We start from the raw sequence: 15,576 nt of genomic DNA, 5'->3' as shown, positions 1-15,576 counted from the left end.
CCTGTGGGACTGGCCTCACAACGTCGTGAAAGGTTTCAACTGGGTTGCCGGGACGTTAGGCATGGGAGCCATGTCACGTCAATGGGTCCGTGTCGAAATTCTTTCGATAATTGAAGGTCACAGGCAAGTCACGGTAAGCCGAATCGGTCAGGGGACTTGACACCCCTCCGGGGGGCTCATAGCTTCCCGTTCTGAATCGTTTCATCAGATCGTCGTTCAGCGTGCTGTTTCCCAGCAGTCGTTCCGACCCGATGTCACAGGAGTCCTGAAGTGACCGAGCTCAGCGCGGTGAAGGCCGCTCTCAAGGCCCAGGCCATCGAAACGCCGTCGTGGGCGTACGGGAACTCGGGTACCCGTTTCAAGGTGTTCGCGCAGCCCGGCGTCCCCCGCGACCCCTTCGAGAAGCTGGACGACGCCGCACAGGTGCACGCCTTCACCGGGGTGGCCCCGACCGTCGCCCTGCATATTCCGTGGGACAAGGTCGAGGACTATGCGGCCCTCGCCAAGTACGCCGAGGAGCGCGGCCTGAAGCTGGGCGCGATCAACTCGAACACCTTCCAGGACGACGACTACAAGCTCGGCAGCATCTGCCACCCGGACGCGGTGGTGCGGCGCAAGGCGCTGGGCCATCTGCTCGAATGCGTCGACATCATGGACGCCACCGGGTCCAAGGACCTGAAGCTGTGGTTCGCCGACGGGACGAACTATCCCGGCCAGGACGACATCCGTGACCGGCAGGACCGGCTCTCCGAGGCCCTGGTCGCGGTGTACGAGCGGCTCGGCGACGACCAGCGGATGCTCCTGGAGTACAAGTTCTTCGAGCCGGCCTTCTACGCGACCGACGTCCCGGACTGGGGCACGGCGTACGCGCACTGCCTCAAGCTCGGCCCGAAGGCACAGGTCGTGGTCGACACCGGGCACCACGCACCCGGCACCAACATCGAGTTCATCGTCGCCACGCTGCTGCGGGAGGGGAAGCTCGGCGCGTTCGACTTCAACTCGCGGTTCTACGCCGACGACGACCTGATGGTGGGCTCGGCCGACCCGTTCCAGCTGTTCCGGATCATGTACGAGGTGATCCGGGGCGGGGGGTTCTCGCCCGAGGTCGCGTTCATGCTGGACCAGTGTCACAACATCGAGGCGAAGATCCCGGCGATCATCCGGTCGGTGATGAATGTTCAGGAGGCGACGGCCAAGGCGCTCCTTGTTGACGGGGATGCGTTGGGTGCGGCTCAGCGGGGCGGGGACGTTCTTGCCGCGAACGCGGTGTTGATGGACGCGTACAACACGGATGTGCGGCCGTTGCTTGTGGAGGTTCGGGGGGAGCTGGGGTTGGACGGGGATCCGATCGCCGCGTATGCCCGGTCCGGGTGGGGGGCGAAGATCGCTGCGGAGCGGGTTGGTGGGGAGCAAGCCGGTTGGGGGGCGTGACTTCCGGGTCTCGTCTGCCAGGTTCGGTTCGTCGCGGACCATCAGCTCGTTGTGGCTTGTCGCGCAGTTCCCCGCGCCCCCATAGGGGCGCCACACATCACGTAAGGATTGACTCGCATGGCTATCCATCCCGAAGCCGCCGCTCTCATCGCTCGGTCTCGTCGGCTCGGTGCTGACGCCCGTAACACGAACTACGCGGGTGGCAACACGTCCGCGAAGGGGACCGACGTCGATCCCGTCACCGGGGGTGATGTCGAGCTGATGTGGGTCAAGGGGTCCGGGGGTGACCTGGGGACCCTGACCGAGGGCGGGCTGGCCGTGCTGCGGCTGGACCGGCTGCACGCGCTCAAGGGTGTGTATCCGGGCGTCGAGCGCGAGGACGAGATGGTCGCCGCGTTCGACTACTGCCTGCACGGCAAGGGCGGGGCGGCCCCGTCCATCGACACCGCCATGCACGGGCTGGTCGACGCCGCACACGTGGACCACCTTCACCCCGACTCCGGTATCGCGCTGGCCTGCGCGGCCGACGGGGAGAAGCTGACCGCCGAGTGCTTCGGGGACAGTGTGGTGTGGGTGCCGTGGCGGCGCCCCGGGTTCCAGCTCGGCCTGGACATCGCCGCGGTGAAGGCCGCCAACCCGCAGGCCGTCGGCTGTGTCCTCGGCGGACACGGCATCACCGCCTGGGGCGACACGGCCGAGGAGTGCGAGAAGAACTCGCTGCACATCATCCGTACCGCCGAGGCGTTCCTCGCCGAGCACGGCAAGGCCGAGCCCTTCGGCCCGGTGATCGAGGGGTACGCGGCCCTCGCCTCCGAGGAGCGGCGGGAGCGGGCCGCCGCGCTCGCCCCGTACGTGCGGGCCATCGCCTCGCGGGACAAGCCGCAGGTCGGGCACTTCAGTGACGCGGACGTCGTGCTGGACTTCGTGTCGCGCGCCGAGCACCCTCGCCTCGCCGCACTCGGCACCTCCTGCCCGGACCACTTCCTGCGCACCAAGGTCAGGCCTCTCGTCCTCGACCTGCCGGCCTCCGCGCCCCTCGACGAGGCCATCGCGCGCCTGGGGGAGCTGCACGCCGAGTACCGCGAGGAGTACGCCGCCTACTACGAGCGCAACGCCCTGCCCGACTCCCCCGCCATGCGGGGCGCCGACCCGGCGATCGTGCTGATCCCGGGCGTGGGCATGTTCAGCTTCGGCAAGGACAAGCAGACCGCCCGGGTGGCCGGCGAGTTCTACGTCAACGCGATCAACGTGATGCACGGGGCCGAGGCGGTCTCGACGTACGCGCCGATCGAGGAGTCGGAGAAGTTCCGCATCGAGTACTGGGCGCTGGAGGAAGCGAAACTTCAGCGGATGCCCAAGCCGAAGGCGCTGGCCACTCGGGTCGCCCTCGTCACCGGTGCGGGCAGCGGGATCGGCAGGGCCATCGCCGAGCGGCTGGTCGCCGAGGGTGCCTGTGTCGTCGTCGCCGATCTCAACGCCGAGAACGCGGCGGCTGTGGCGGAGGAGCTGGGCGGGCCCGACAAGGCCGTGGCCGTCACCGTGGACGTGACGTCCGAGGAGCAGATCGCCGAGGCGTTCAAGGACGCCGTGCTGGCCTTCGGCGGGGTGGACCTCGTCGTCAACAACGCGGGGATCTCCATCTCCAAGCCGCTGCTGGAGACCTCGGCGCGGGACTGGGACCTGCAGCACGACATCATGGCGCGTGGTTCGTTCCTCGTCTCGCGTGAGGCGGCACGGGTGATGATCGCGCAGAAGCTCGGCGGCGACATCATCTACATCGCCTCCAAGAACGCCGTCTTCGCCGGACCGAACAACATCGCGTACTCCGCGACCAAGGCCGACCAGGCGCACCAGGTGCGGCTGCTCGCCGCCGAGCTGGGCGAGCACGGCATCCGGGTCAACGGTGTCAACCCCGACGGCGTGGTGCGCGGCTCCGGGATCTTCGCGGCAGGCTGGGGTGCCCAGCGCGCGGCGACGTACGGCATCGAGGAGGAGAAGCTCGGCGAGTTCTACGCGCAGCGGACCATCCTCAAGCGCGAGGTGCTGCCCGAGCATGTCGCCAACGCCGTGTTCGCGCTGACCGGCGGCGAGCTCACGCACACCACCGGGCTGCACGTCCCGGTCGACGCCGGCGTGGCCGCCGCCTTCCTGCGATGAGCCGGACCGTCAAGTCGTACGCCGCGGTCGACCTCGGCGCGTCCAGTGGGCGCGTCATGGTCGGCCGGGTGGGGCCCGACACGCTGGAGCTGGCCGAGGCGCACCGGTTCGTGAACCGGCCCGTGCGGGTGCCCGAGGGGCTGCGCTGGGACGTGCTCGCGCTGTACGCGGGTGTCCTCGACGGACTGCGGGCGGCCGGTCGGGTCGACTCGGTCGGCATCGACAGCTGGGCCGTGGACTACGGGCTGCTGGACGCCGAAGGGGTCCTGCTGGGCAACCCGGTGCACTACCGCGACGCCCGCACCGAGGGTGTCGCGGAGAAGGTGTGGGCGACCGTCCCGGCCGCCGAGCTGTACGCGGCGACCGGCTTGCAGTACGCGCCCTTCAACACCCTCTACCAGCTGACGGCGGCCCGTGACACTGCTCAACTGGCCGCCGCCGAGCGGTTGTTGCTCATCCCCGACCTGCTGACGTACTGGCTGACGGGCGAGGCAGGCACCGAGCTGACCAACGCCTCCACCACCCAGCTGATCGACCCCCGGACCCGCGACTGGGCCCATGACGTCGCGCGGAAGCTGGACATCGACCTCGGGTTGTTCGCGCCGCTGCGGCGGCCCGGTGATCCGGCGGGTGTGCTGCGGGCCGAGGTGCTGGAGGAGACCGGGCTCACCGGGCCGGTTCCGGTGACGACGGTCGGCTCGCACGACACCGCCTCCGCGGTGGCCGCCGTACCGGCGGTGGACGAGCGGTTCGCCTACATCTGCACCGGCACCTGGTCCCTGGCCGGTCTGGAGCTGAAGGCGCCCGTCCTCTCCGAGGAGAGCCGGGTCGCCAACTTCACCAACGAGCTGGGGCTCGACGGCACGGTCCGCTATCTGCGCAACATCATGGGGCTGTGGCTGCTCCAGGAGTGCGTACGGGCCTGGGGCAACCCGGACCTGGGCGACCTGCTGCGGGCGGCGGCCGAGGCGCCGGGGCTGCGGTCCGTGGTGGACGCGGGGGACGCGGCGTTCCTGGCGCCGGGCCGGATGCCGGAGCGGATCGCCGAGGCCTGCCGGGCCTCCGGGCAGCCGGTTCCCGGGACCCCCGGCGAGATCACGCGCTGCATCCTCGACTCCCTCGCCCTCGCCCATCGGCGGGCGGTGTCGGACGCCCAGCGGCTCGCCGGGCACGACGTCGACGCCGTGCACATCGTCGGGGGCGGGGCGCGCAACGCACTGCTGTGTCAACTCACCGCCGACGCCTGCGGGTTGCCGGTGGTGGCGGGCCCGGCCGAGGCCGCGGCGCTCGGCAACGTCCTCGTCCAGGCGAGGGCCCACGGGCTCGTGGGCGACCGCACGGACATGCGCCGGCTGCTCGCCCGTACCCAGCCGCTGACCCGTTACGAGCCGTCCGGCGATCCGGCGGCCTGGCGCGCGGCGGAGGCCCGGCTCACCGATGTCCGGTGAGCCGGGGATTCCCCGCCGCGTGACCTCCGCGTACTCTGCACTCATCCGATGATCGATCACTAGGAGCCGCGATGCGTGTCGCCCTGTTCCTTACCTGTGTCAACGACACGCTGTATCCGGACACGGGCCGCGCCGTGGTGAAACTGCTGACCAGGATGGGTGTCGACGTCGACTTCCCGATGGCGCAGACCTGTTGTGGGCAGGCGCACTACAACACGGGGTACCGGCACGAGGCCGAGCCGCTCGCCCGGCATTTCTCCGATGTCTTCGGGGGGTACGAGGCGATCGTGACGCCCTCCGGGTCGTGCGGCGCGATGGTGCGGGAGCTGTACCCGCGCATGGGTGAGCGGGCCCGGGCCGAGGGGCGCGGGGACGGACTCGCGGCCACGCTGGCGCCCGTGGTCCCGAAGACGTTCGAGCTGACGGAGTTCCTGGTGGACGTACTGGGGGTGACGGACGTGGGCGCCTACTACCCGCACACCGTCACCTATCACCCGACGTGTCACGGGCTGCGCAGTCTCGGGCTGGCCGACCGGCCGTTCAAGCTGCTCCAGGCCGTCAAGGGTCTTGAGCTGCGCGAGTTGCCCGGGGCGGACGAGTGCTGCGGCTTCGGCGGCACGTTCGCGCTGAAGAACGCGGATGTCTCGGCGGCGATGGGCGCCGACAAGGTGCGCAACGCGGAGTCGACGGGGGCGGAGGTGCTGTGCGCCGCCGACAACTCGTGTCTGATGCACATCGGCGGGACCATGACCCGGCTGAGCACCGGTATGCGGCCGGTGCACATCGCGGAGATCCTGGCGAGCACGGAAGAGGAGCCCCTGGTATGAGCGGGACGTTCGTCGGGATGCCGGCCTTCCCCGAGGCGGCTCACGAGGCGGTGGGCAACCAGACCCTGCGGGCCAATCTGCGGCACGCCACCCACACGATCCGCGGCAAACGGGCGAAGGCCGTCGCCGAGGTGTCCGACTGGGCTCAGCTGCGGGAGGCGGGCAAGCGGATCAAGGACCATACGCTCCGTCATCTCGACCGCTATCTCGTCCAGTTGGAGGAGTCGGTCACGGCGGCGGGCGGCATCGTGCACTGGGCCGTCGACGCGGACGAGGCCAACCGGATCGTGATCGACCTGGTGCGGATGACCGGTGAGTCGGAGGTCGTCAAGGTCAAGTCGATGGCCACGCAGGAGATCGGGCTGAACGAGGCCCTGGAGGCCGAGGGCATCACGGCCTACGAGACCGATCTCGCCGAGCTGATCGTGCAGTTGGGCAAGGACCGCCCCTCGCACATCCTCGTCCCGGCGATCCACCGCAACCGGGGTGAGATCCGGGACATCTTCCGCAGGGAGATGAGCGAGTGGGGGCGCCCGGCCCCCGAGGGCCTCACCGACTCGCCCGCCGAACTGGCCGAAGCGGCACGGCTGCACCTCCGGGAGAAGTTCCTGCGCGCCAAGGTGGGCGTCTCCGGGGCCAACTTCATGGTCGCCGAGACCGGCACCCTGGTCGTGGTCGAGTCGGAGGGCAACGGGCGGATGTGCCTGACCCTGCCCGAGACGCTCATCTCGGTCGTCGGCATCGAGAAGATCGTGCCGACCTGGCAGGACCTGGAGGTCTTCCTCCAGACACTCCCCCGCTCCTCGACCGCCGAGCGCATGAACCCGTACACGTCGACCTGGACCGGTACGACGGACGGGGACGGACCCCAGACCTTCCACCTGGTCCTGATCGACAACGGCCGCACCGACACCCTCGCCGACGAGGTCGGCCGCCAGGCCCTGCGCTGTATCCGCTGCTCGGCCTGTCTGAACGTGTGCCCGGTGTACGAGCGGGCCGGCGGTCACGCCTACGGCTCCGTCTATCCCGGCCCGATCGGCGCCATCCTCAGCCCTCAGCTCCGGGGCACCGCGAGCGAGATCGACGCCTCGCTCCCGTACGCGTCCTCGCTGTGCGGGGCCTGCTACGAGGTGTGCCCGGTCGCCATCGACATCCCGGAGGTGCTGGTGCATCTGCGCGAGCGGGTCGTCCAGGGCGGGCCGGCCACCCGTGAGGGCAACAAGGTGGTGCTGAAGCCCGCGAAGGGGCACGCCGCCGAGCGGGCCGCCATGCGCGCCGCCCGCTGGGCGTTCGGCCACCCCGGCGCCCTGCGCACCGGCCAGCGGCTCGCCTCCCGCACCCGCCGCTTCCACCCCCGCACCCTGCCCGGGCCCGGCAGGGCCTGGAGCGGCACCCGTGACCTGCCGGCCGTGCCGGCGGAGCCGTTCCGCGACTGGTGGCAGCGCACCCACGGCGGAAAGGACACCACGAAGTGAACAGCCGCGACCTGATCCTGGGCCGGGTGCGCCGGGCTCTCGACGACGTTCCCCGCGACGACACGCCGTACGACCAGGCCGTCGACCGCGACTATCTGCGTGAGCACGGGAACCTCGGCGTCGAGGAGACCGTCGAACTCCTCGCCGAGAACCTGGCGGACTACCGGGCGATCGTGCACCGCTGTACCGACGCCGAACTCCCCGCCCAGCTAGCCGGGATGCTGGCCGCGCACGGCTCGACGTCGGTGGTCGTACCCCCCGGGCTCCCGCCAGCGTGGCTGTCGGCCGCGGACATCACCCGGGTCGAGGACCGCGCGGAGAGCACCGTGTACGACCTGGACGAGGTCGACAGCGTCGTCACCGCGTGCGCCCTGGCCATCGCCGAGACCGGCACCATCGTCCTGGACGGTGGTCCTGACCAGGGGCGCCGCCGGATCACTCTGGTCCCCGATCACCACATCTGTGTCGTCCGGGTCCCCGACCAGGTCGTCTCCTCGGTCCCCCAGGCTTTCGAACTCCTGGACCCGGCACGGGTGTTGACATGGATCTCCGGGCCGTCCGCGACCAGTGACATCGAACTCGACCGGGTCGAGGGAGTGCACGGTCCACGCACCCTGGAGGTGGTGCTGGTGAGCGGTGACGGCCGGGCGTGAACGGGCTCGAGGGGCCGGCCGCCACGACGACCGGCCCCGGCCGTGGAGGGCCGTCGCGAGGATTCGTGCGTGACAGGTGCGGTGAACAAGCGCTTAGATAGTGACTCGGAACCCGTTCACGCCCCTGCTGGAGGCCCCGTTGTTCACATCCGTCGACGACGTCTCCGCGCGCCTCGCCGAGACCGGGTATCTGGCCTCGCCCGCCGTCGCCACCACGGTCTTCCTCGCCGACCGCCTCGGCAAACCGCTCCTGGTCGAGGGCCCGGCCGGCGTCGGCAAGACCGAGCTGGCCAAGGCCGTCGCCGAGATCGCCGGTGCCGAGCTGATCCGCCTCCAGTGCTACGAGGGCGTCGACGAGTCCAGGGCGCTGTACGAGTGGAACCACGCCAAGCAGCTCCTGCGCATCAGCGCGGGCCGTGACGAGACCTGGGACGCGGCGCGCACGGACATCTTCAGCGAGGAGTTCCTGCTCCCCCGGCCCCTGTTGACCGCCATTCGCGGCGACAACCCGAAGGTGCTGCTGATCGACGAGACCGACAAGGCGGACGTCGAGGTGGAGGGTCTGCTCCTGGAGGTGCTCTCCGACTTCCAGGTCACGGTCCCCGAGCTGGGCACGATCACCGCGACCCGCCGTCCCTTCGTCGTCCTCACCTCCAACGCCACCCGTGAGCTGTCCGAGGCCCTGCGCCGCCGCTGTCTCTTCCTCCACATCGATTTCCCGGACCCCGACCTGGAGCGCCGCATCGTACGGCTGCGCGTGCCGGAGCTGGACGCGGCGCTGGCCGAGTCGGTGGTGCGGGTCGTGGGCGCGCTGCGCGCGATGGACCTGCGGAAGGTGCCGTCGGTCGCCGAGACCATCGACTGGGCGCGCACCCTGCTGGCGCTGGGGGCGGACACGCTCGACGAGACGGTGGTACGGGACAGCCTGGGCGTCCTCCTCAAGCACCAGGACGACGTCCTCAGGGCGAACGCCAAGTTGGACCTGGACACGATGTGAACGCGCCGTCGGCACACACCGGTTCGGGGGCCGATGTCGCCGAACGGCTCACCGGGCTGGTCGACGCGCTGCGTACACACGGGGTGCGGATCGGTACCGGCGAGACCGTCGACGCGGGGCGGGCGCTGGCCGTGCTCGGCTTCGTGGACCGGGAGTCGCTGCGCGAGGGACTGGCCGCGACCCTGCTGCACGGCCCGGACCAGCGCCCGGTGTTCGACCCGGTCTTCGACCTGTACTTCCCCCGGGGTGTCGGGGGGCCCGGCACAGGACCCGCAGAGCGGGACGAACTGCGCGACCGGCTCGCCGCCGCACTGACCGCGAACGACCGGGCGCTGCTGGCCCGGCTGGCCGCCGAGGCGGTCGACGGCTTCGGCGGCTACGGCTCCTCGCCGGGATCGGACGGCTGGTCGTCGTACCAGACGCTGGACCGGCTCCGGCCGCAGACGCTGCTGGCCCGGGTGCGGGACAGCCTGCGGGAGGGCGCCGGGGAGACGGGGTTCGCGGACCGGCTGCTCGACGACGAGATCCGGCGGCGGATCGAGGAGTTCCGGCGGCTGGTCGGCGCGGAGGCGCGGCGCCGGGTGGCCGAGCGGCGCGGCCGGGACGAGATCGCCCGGCGGGCGGTCGCGCCGACCGCCGACCGGGTCGACTTCCTGATCGCCGGGCGTATCCAGCTGGCCGAGCTGCGCCGGACGGTCCAGCCCCTCGCCCGCAAGCTGGCCACCCGGCTGGCGGCCCGCCGCCGGAAGGCCGCACGCGGCTCGATCGATCTACGGCGCACAGTGCGCGCGTCACTGTCGACCGGCGGGGTGCCGATGCGGCCCGTACTGCGCCGGCGCCGGCCCGCCCGGCCCGAACTGGTGCTGCTGTGCGATGTGTCGGGCTCGGTGGCCGGCTTCTCCGACTTCACGATGCTGCTGGTGCAGGCGCTGCACGACCAGTTCAGCAAGGTCCGTGTGTTCGCCTTCGTCAACCGGGTCGACGAGGTGACCGGCCTGCTCGTGCACGGCGCCGCCGACGCCGAGGGACTGGGCGCCCGGATCCGCGCCGAGGCGACCCTGACGGGCTGGCACGGCAGCAGCGACTACGGGATGGCCCTGGGCGAGTTCACGCAGCGGTACGGCGACGCGGTCGGCCCCCGGACGACGGTGTTCGTGCTCGGTGACGCCCGTACGAACATGAGCGACCCGAACCTGCCGGCGGTACGGCAGCTGGCCGAACGGGCCCGCCGCGTCTACTGGTTGAACCCGGAAGGGCGCCCGCAGTGGGGCACGGGCGACTCGGCGGCGCCCGCGTACGCCGAGCTGGTGGAGATGCGCGAGTGCCGCAACGCCCGCCAACTCGGCGCGCTGATCACCCGGTTGCTGCCGGTGTGAGCCGGACTCTCAGCTGCCCGGTGCCTTCGCGTACTCCTGGGCCATGCCTCCCGCGAAGTCGTGGACGATGACCTGTTCGTCGCCGACGACCCACGCGTCGTGCCCCGGGGGGCACACGAAGACGTCGCCGGGGCCCACTTCGCCCTCGCCGCCGTCGTCCATGCGGATCCCCATGCGGCCCTGGACCACATAGCCGTTGTGGTGGATCTCGCAGCTCTTCGTGCCCACGATGGGCCCGACGCACTCGGACCAGCGCCAGCCCGGTTCGAAGGTCCCCACGGCGAAGTCGAGGCCCGTCATGTGTACCGCTTCGAGGTGTCCCCTGGGGAAATCGCGCCGCTCGTCCGGCTTCTCTACCGTCTTGATCTCCAGCATGTCCGCTGCCTCCCATTCCCCCATGACTGTCGGGCCCCCGCCTCCCTCCATCGTCCGCCCGTCAAGCCGGGGCCGCCATCCGGGGGACCCGCGGGGTCAGAGTTCGAAGGTCACGACGCCGTCCGCCGCGCCCGGTTCCGGTGCTGTCACCGTGTAGCCGAAGCGGTCTCTGAGGGAGGCGACGTCCCAGGGCGCGGCGCGGTCGCGGTAGTTGAAGACGATCTCCTTGCGGGTTCCGCCGTGCCGGAGGATGCGGGACATGGCGATGTCGTCGGGGTGGTTGTGCCGGGCGCCGCTGGTGGAGATCAGATAGCGGTCGCAGTCGAGGAGACCGAGCAGTTCGTTGGAGAGGTTGTGGCCGCTGCCGTGGTGGGCGACCTTCAGGACGTCGACGTGGAGCCGTCCGCCCGCCGCCTCGGCCCTGGGGCGTATCGACTCGACGAGCCGGTGGTCGTCGGCGTCGCCGGTGAGGACGATCCGCCGGTCCTGGAACTCGAAGAGCAGTCCGATGCTGGTGACGTTCGTCGGCGAGTTGTCCCGCTTGAACGGCGTCGCGGCGAGCTGCTCCACGTTCACGGCGCCCCCGAAGTGCTCGAAGCCGGGGACGACGGGCGGCTCGTCGGGGTCCCGGCCCGGGATCAGCCCATGGGCGGCGCACTCCTTCACCCACACCGGGGCCAGCTTCTCCAGCTGTTTCCGGTCGGGCGAGAGCACCTCCATCGTGGACCCGTCGTCGAACCACCCGAGCTGCCGCCCGACCTCGGCGCCGCGCCCGCCGAACGCGTCGTTCCAGGGCACCTTCTGTGCCAGCAGGGCGCTGGTGAGCTTCTCGCCGTCCTGGGCGCCGAAGCCCTCGGTGTCCAGCAGGTGGTCGAAGCCGTTGAACCACACGTCCCCGATCTCCACCGGCCGCTCCGGGTCGTCGAGGAGGGCGAGCACTCCGAGGATGTGGTCCTGGTCGATGTGCGTGACGACGAGCAGGTCCACCAGCCCGTCCAGGCCGGCGAGCACCGGTTTGATCAGCGGATACGTGCCCGCGCGCCCGCCGTCGACGAGGATCCGCCGGACGAAGGTGTCGTCGCCGTATTCCAGGAGCAGACAGTCGCCGTCCTCGCCGGGCAGCATCGTGAACCGGATCATCGCGGCCTCCCTCGTCGGGTCTCTCGCGTCACTGGGGCACCCCTCGCAGTCCGACGATCACGAACGGCTCGCGCATGTCCACGCGGTAGGACAGCAGCCGGGCCTGGTCGAGGCGGGTGGCGCACTCCGGGTCGCCGGGGAACTCGGAGAGGCCGTGGATGAGGCGGCTCAGGCCCAGGGTGAAGACCGGGACGCCTCGGTCGAAGGCCTCGACGAGCGCGTCCCGAGCCTCGCTCAGCTCGGTCTCGGTGTGGGCCCGGCGCAGATGGCGCATGCCCCACAGCAGCGAGCCGTCGCTCAGCCAGGGGAACTCGCGGCGCAGATGGTCGAGCCAGTCGTCCCAGCGGTGCCGGCGTTCGGTGAGCTCACTGCCGACCAGGATGTAGGCGCCGGCCACCGCGGCCAGGGGGTTCTCCATCTTGGCGTAGAGCATGTCCTCGGCGTCCTTGACCAGTGCCGCCGCCGTGTCGAAGGCGCCCCGGGCCATGTAGCCGAGGGCGGGCCCCACCCGGCTGTCGCGGACGGTGACGGAGACGGTACTGCCGGTCGGGCTCTGGCGTTCGTTGACCATGACCTCGATCTGCGCGTCGCCCCAGGGTGCGGGGAGGGTGACGACGTACTCGGCTCCGGTCAGCGAGACGACCAGGAACTGCCGTCGGCCCGTGGGCCCCTGGAGGGCGGGCTCGCCCTGTTCGTCGACCGGGCCGTGCGGGCCGAAGCGGTAGAGGCGGGCGGCGGCGTCGCCCAGGTCGAGGCTGGGCACGGTGTGCGGCGCCGAGTGGGCCAGGTCGAGGGCGATCGGTTCCGGTGAGGGACCGTCGGTCAGGGCGAGCATGGTGGGGAAGTGCCAGCTGTCGGGCTTCGGGTCGCCGACCCAGACGGCGCTGCCCGGCGCCACCACCCCGCCCGTCGCCCACACCCCGGAACGCGAGCCCTGCGACCGGGGCACCTCGATCGTCTCGTCGTCGTGATAGTCGCCGTACGACTCGATGTTGCCCATGAGGTACTGCCAGGAGTGCGAATCGTAGGGCGAGGGTGCGGTGCGCAGCGTCACATGGGTGTCCCTGCCCTCGCTGACCTCCGCGTCCTTGGACAGCACGATGCCGGAGGGAAGTGTGGCGGAGACGAGATAGCGCCCGGGTTCGACCTCGTAGCGGGCCGACGGCGCGGAGGTCCCGCAGGGGAAGAGGACGTCCCGGTGGGCGCTGCCGGTGCCGTCGGCCGGGTAGATGTCGCCGACGACCTTCGCCCCGTGGGGCAGGTCGGACTCGTGGAGGCTCAGTGCCACGGACACCCGCAGCCCGGTGCTCATGACGGCTTCCCCAACTGCACGCGCCGGAACACCGGACGCACGGTGACCGGTTTGGTCCGCACCTCGTGGTCGCCGAGATGTGCCTCGAAGACGTAGTTGCCGAAGCCGAGTTCGATGGCCCACTCGCACTCGGGATCGTCACCGTCGATGTCGCCGGCCGGCCGGCGCAGCCGTTCCCTGCCGTCCTGTCCCTCCTCCCGGCACACGAACTCGGCCTCGGCGTTGTCCTCGGCCGGGTCGCAGCCGACGTACACCGGGACGACCGGGGTGCCGGCCAGTTGGTGGAGGACGAAGACGGGCAGTTCGCCGACCGAGGGGACCTGGACGTTCGCGACGGGTCCGGCGAAGCTCGGCTGGTGCATGAAGTGGTCGATCGCCGTGAGGAGTTGGGAGGTGTTGACCTGCCAGTCGCCTTCGGGGTCGTCGCTCGCGGCCCCGGCGAGGCTCTTCAGCAGGGCCTCCGTGAACAGGCTGACCTCGCCGGCCCGGCCGTACGAGCGGTCGCCGGCCAGCGTGGCGTAGTAGGGGATGTGGAAGCGCCGGGGCAGGTCCAGTGGGCGCGCACCCGCGCCGAGCGGGGTGCAGCCGGCGAACCGGGTGCCCGAACTCTCGATCAGTACATCGGAGTTGGCGCGGCAGGCGTCCACGAAGAACACCTGCTGGCCGGCCTTGCACCGCTTGAGGCCGTTCATGAGGCCGGCGAAGTCGAGTGCTCCGTTGAGGGGGTTGTGGTGGTCGGCGAAGACGTCGGCGGCGAGCAGCGCCATGTCCTCGCCCTGGGAGACGCCGTGCCCGCAGAAGTAGAACAGGAGCCGGTTGTCGACGTGGCTGTCGCCCCGGTCGTACCAGTCGCCGACCGCGGTGACGATGTTGCCGATGGTGGCCTCGTCGACGTCGTGGTCGGTGCGCGTACGCGGGTCGGTGAACGGCGTCGGGTGCTCCTCGCTGAGCAGCAGGGCCACGCTGCCGAGCGGGCGTTCGGGGTCGTTGTAGTCGGTGAGCAGCCAGGTGGCGAAGGTGCGGGCCGACACCGGGGGCGAGCTGAGCTGGTGCATCCCGTCGGAGTCGGCGACCGGTGACTCACCGCCGTCGAGGTGCGGGTACTTGCCGACTCCGATGACCAGCGCGTGGGTGCGGGGCGAGGCGGCCGCCGCTTCGTCGGCGACGGCGGCCAGGTCTTCGAGATAGATCACTGAACCGGCCATGGATCCTCCGGAACACCACCGCTCCCGAGCATGCCCATTGGCATCATTTCTCCTACTATATTTCGTAACGCGCTGTATGTCCTGGCATACGTCAGTGAAGGTGAGGCCGCCATGGCCAGGAACCTCGTCATCTGTCTGGACGGCACGGGCAATCAACTGAGGGCGAAGGGCAACACGAACGTCGTACGGCTCTACGAGATGCTGGACCTGTCCGACCCCGCCCGGCAGATCGCGTACTACGACCCCGGGGTCGGCACGTTCTCCTCTGCGGGAGCCGTGACAACCGTGGGCCGCCGGCTTTCGAAGCTCTTCGGGCTCGCCTTCGGTTCCGGGATCAGGGTCAACCTCGCGGAGGCGTACACGTATCTGATGCGGCACTACGAACCGGGCGACCACGTCTACGTGTTCGGCTTCAGCCGGGGCGCGTACACGGCGCGCGCTCTCACCGGCATGCTCAAGGCGGTCGGTCTGCTGCGGCCCGGTCTGGAGAACCTCGTCCCGTACGCCGTGTCGGTCTACGCCAGGAACAAGACCTTCACCGCCGACGACTGGGCCCAACTCCACCATTTCGCGGGCACGTTCAGCATCAAGGTGGAGGCCAGGACCGGGATCCCGGTCGAGTACCTGGGCATCTGGGACTCCGTGAAGGCGGCCGGCATCCTGCGCTGGAACCTGCGCTGGCCGCACACCCGACAGGTGCCCAACGCCCTGCGGGTCCGGCACGCCGTCTCCATCGACGAGAAGCGCACGCCGTACCGCGAGTACCTGGTCACCCCGGGCGAGCAGCCCGCGCTGCCGGACGGGGTCGAGCAGGTGTGGTTCGCGGGTGTCCACTCGGACGTCGGCGGCACCTTCGAGGACGACCACCATCTCGCCACCATCGCCCTGAAGTGGGTCGTGGACGGCGCCCTGGCCCCCGACGGCAGGGGCCTCCTGCTGAAGCCCGGGTCTTATCGGCGCGAGTTGCCGGTCGGCCCCACGTACGCGCTGGGCAAGGTGCACCGGATGGGCTGGCTCTGGGCCCTGCTGACCTACCGGCACCGCCGGCTGCCCCAGCACGCCCGGGTGCACGCGAGCGTCCGCGCCCGCGTCGGCGAACTGCCGGACTACGGTTCGCGCATCCCGAAGACCGCCACGTGGGCGGACGAGGACTGGCTCACCGCCCGGGGCTGAAGCCGGG

At 70.6% G+C, this 15,576-nt stretch carries 13 protein-coding genes; 9 read left to right on the top strand and 4 right to left on the bottom strand.

Annotation, left to right across the window (positions count from 1 at the left end):
- The first annotated feature begins 270 nt into the window (after window positions 1-270).
- From rhaI to PV734_RS09810, 8 genes are all read left to right on the top strand, one after another.
- Window positions 271-1,431 carry an L-rhamnose isomerase gene (rhaI, locus tag PV734_RS09845; protein WP_319090914.1) on the top strand — a complete coding sequence of 387 codons (1,161 nt, stop codon included), beginning with the start codon at window positions 271-273 and terminating at the stop codon, window positions 1,429-1,431.
- Between the two features lie 117 nt (window positions 1,432-1,548).
- Window positions 1,549-3,588, top strand: coding sequence for a bifunctional aldolase/short-chain dehydrogenase (locus tag PV734_RS09840; RefSeq protein WP_319289267.1), 2,040 nt, complete (start codon window positions 1,549-1,551; stop codon window positions 3,586-3,588).
- Window positions 3,585-5,036, top strand: coding sequence for a rhamnulokinase family protein (locus PV734_RS09835; protein WP_319090916.1), 1,452 nt, complete (start codon window positions 3,585-3,587; stop codon window positions 5,034-5,036). The genes PV734_RS09840 and PV734_RS09835 overlap by 4 nt, the downstream gene beginning before the upstream one ends.
- Window positions 5,037-5,107: 71 nt before the next feature.
- Entirely contained in the window at window positions 5,108-5,863 is a 756-nt protein-coding gene (locus PV734_RS09830; RefSeq protein ID WP_319289266.1) for a (Fe-S)-binding protein, read from the top strand.
- Window positions 5,860-7,338 (top strand): lactate utilization protein B, encoded by a 1,479-nt coding sequence (locus tag PV734_RS09825; protein ID WP_319090918.1) that lies wholly within the window; start codon window positions 5,860-5,862, stop codon window positions 7,336-7,338. Before PV734_RS09830 ends, PV734_RS09825 begins: the two co-directional genes overlap by 4 nt.
- Window positions 7,335-7,991: a LutC/YkgG family protein gene (locus PV734_RS09820; RefSeq protein WP_319090919.1), complete on the top strand. Its 657-nt coding sequence runs from the start codon at window positions 7,335-7,337 to the stop codon at window positions 7,989-7,991. Before PV734_RS09825 ends, PV734_RS09820 begins: the two co-directional genes overlap by 4 nt.
- 139 nt (window positions 7,992-8,130) lie before the next feature.
- Window positions 8,131-8,988, top strand: a complete 858-nt coding sequence (locus PV734_RS09815) for a MoxR family ATPase (protein ID WP_319090920.1) — start codon at window positions 8,131-8,133, stop codon at window positions 8,986-8,988.
- Window positions 8,985-10,364, top strand: a complete 1,380-nt coding sequence (locus tag PV734_RS09810) for a vWA domain-containing protein (RefSeq protein ID WP_319289265.1) — start codon at window positions 8,985-8,987, stop codon at window positions 10,362-10,364. Before PV734_RS09815 ends, PV734_RS09810 begins: the two co-directional genes overlap by 4 nt.
- Before the next feature lie 9 nt (window positions 10,365-10,373).
- On the opposite strand, the gene PV734_RS09805 is transcribed toward PV734_RS09810, so the two are convergent.
- The 4 genes from PV734_RS09805 to PV734_RS09790 all read right to left on the bottom strand — a co-directional run bounded on the left by PV734_RS09805 (window position 10,374) and on the right by PV734_RS09790 (window position 14,396).
- The gene (locus PV734_RS09805) at window positions 10,374-10,739 is read right to left on the bottom strand and encodes a cupin domain-containing protein (protein WP_319090922.1); all 366 of its coding nucleotides are present in this window, start codon (window positions 10,737-10,739) and stop codon (window positions 10,374-10,376) included.
- A 96-nt stretch (window positions 10,740-10,835) separates the two neighbouring features.
- A complete protein-coding gene (locus PV734_RS09800; protein ID WP_319090923.1) occupies window positions 10,836-11,879 on the bottom strand; it encodes a hypothetical protein in 1,044 nt (347 codons plus the stop codon).
- A gap of 28 nt (window positions 11,880-11,907) precedes the next feature.
- On the bottom strand, window positions 11,908-13,191 hold the full coding sequence (locus tag PV734_RS09795; RefSeq protein ID WP_319289264.1) for a hypothetical protein: 1,284 nt from the start codon (window positions 13,189-13,191) through the stop codon (window positions 11,908-11,910).
- On the bottom strand, window positions 13,188-14,396 hold the full coding sequence (locus PV734_RS09790) for a caspase family protein (RefSeq protein WP_319090925.1): 1,209 nt from the start codon (window positions 14,394-14,396) through the stop codon (window positions 13,188-13,190). Before PV734_RS09790 ends, PV734_RS09795 begins: the two co-directional genes overlap by 4 nt.
- Before the next feature lie 111 nt (window positions 14,397-14,507).
- Here PV734_RS09790 and PV734_RS09785 point away from each other — a divergent pair, with 111 nt between their 5' ends.
- Entirely contained in the window at window positions 14,508-15,569 is a 1,062-nt protein-coding gene (locus PV734_RS09785; protein WP_319289263.1) for a DUF2235 domain-containing protein, read from the top strand.
- The last annotated feature ends 7 nt before the right edge of the window (window positions 15,570-15,576 follow it).

The organism is Streptomyces sp. AK08-02, assembly GCF_033795085.1.
GTDB lineage: Bacteria > Actinomycetota > Actinomycetes > Streptomycetales > Streptomycetaceae > Streptomyces > Streptomyces echiniscabiei.
Note: the sequence above shows the minus strand (reverse complement) of the source record. Positions and strands in the feature narration are given on the sequence as shown.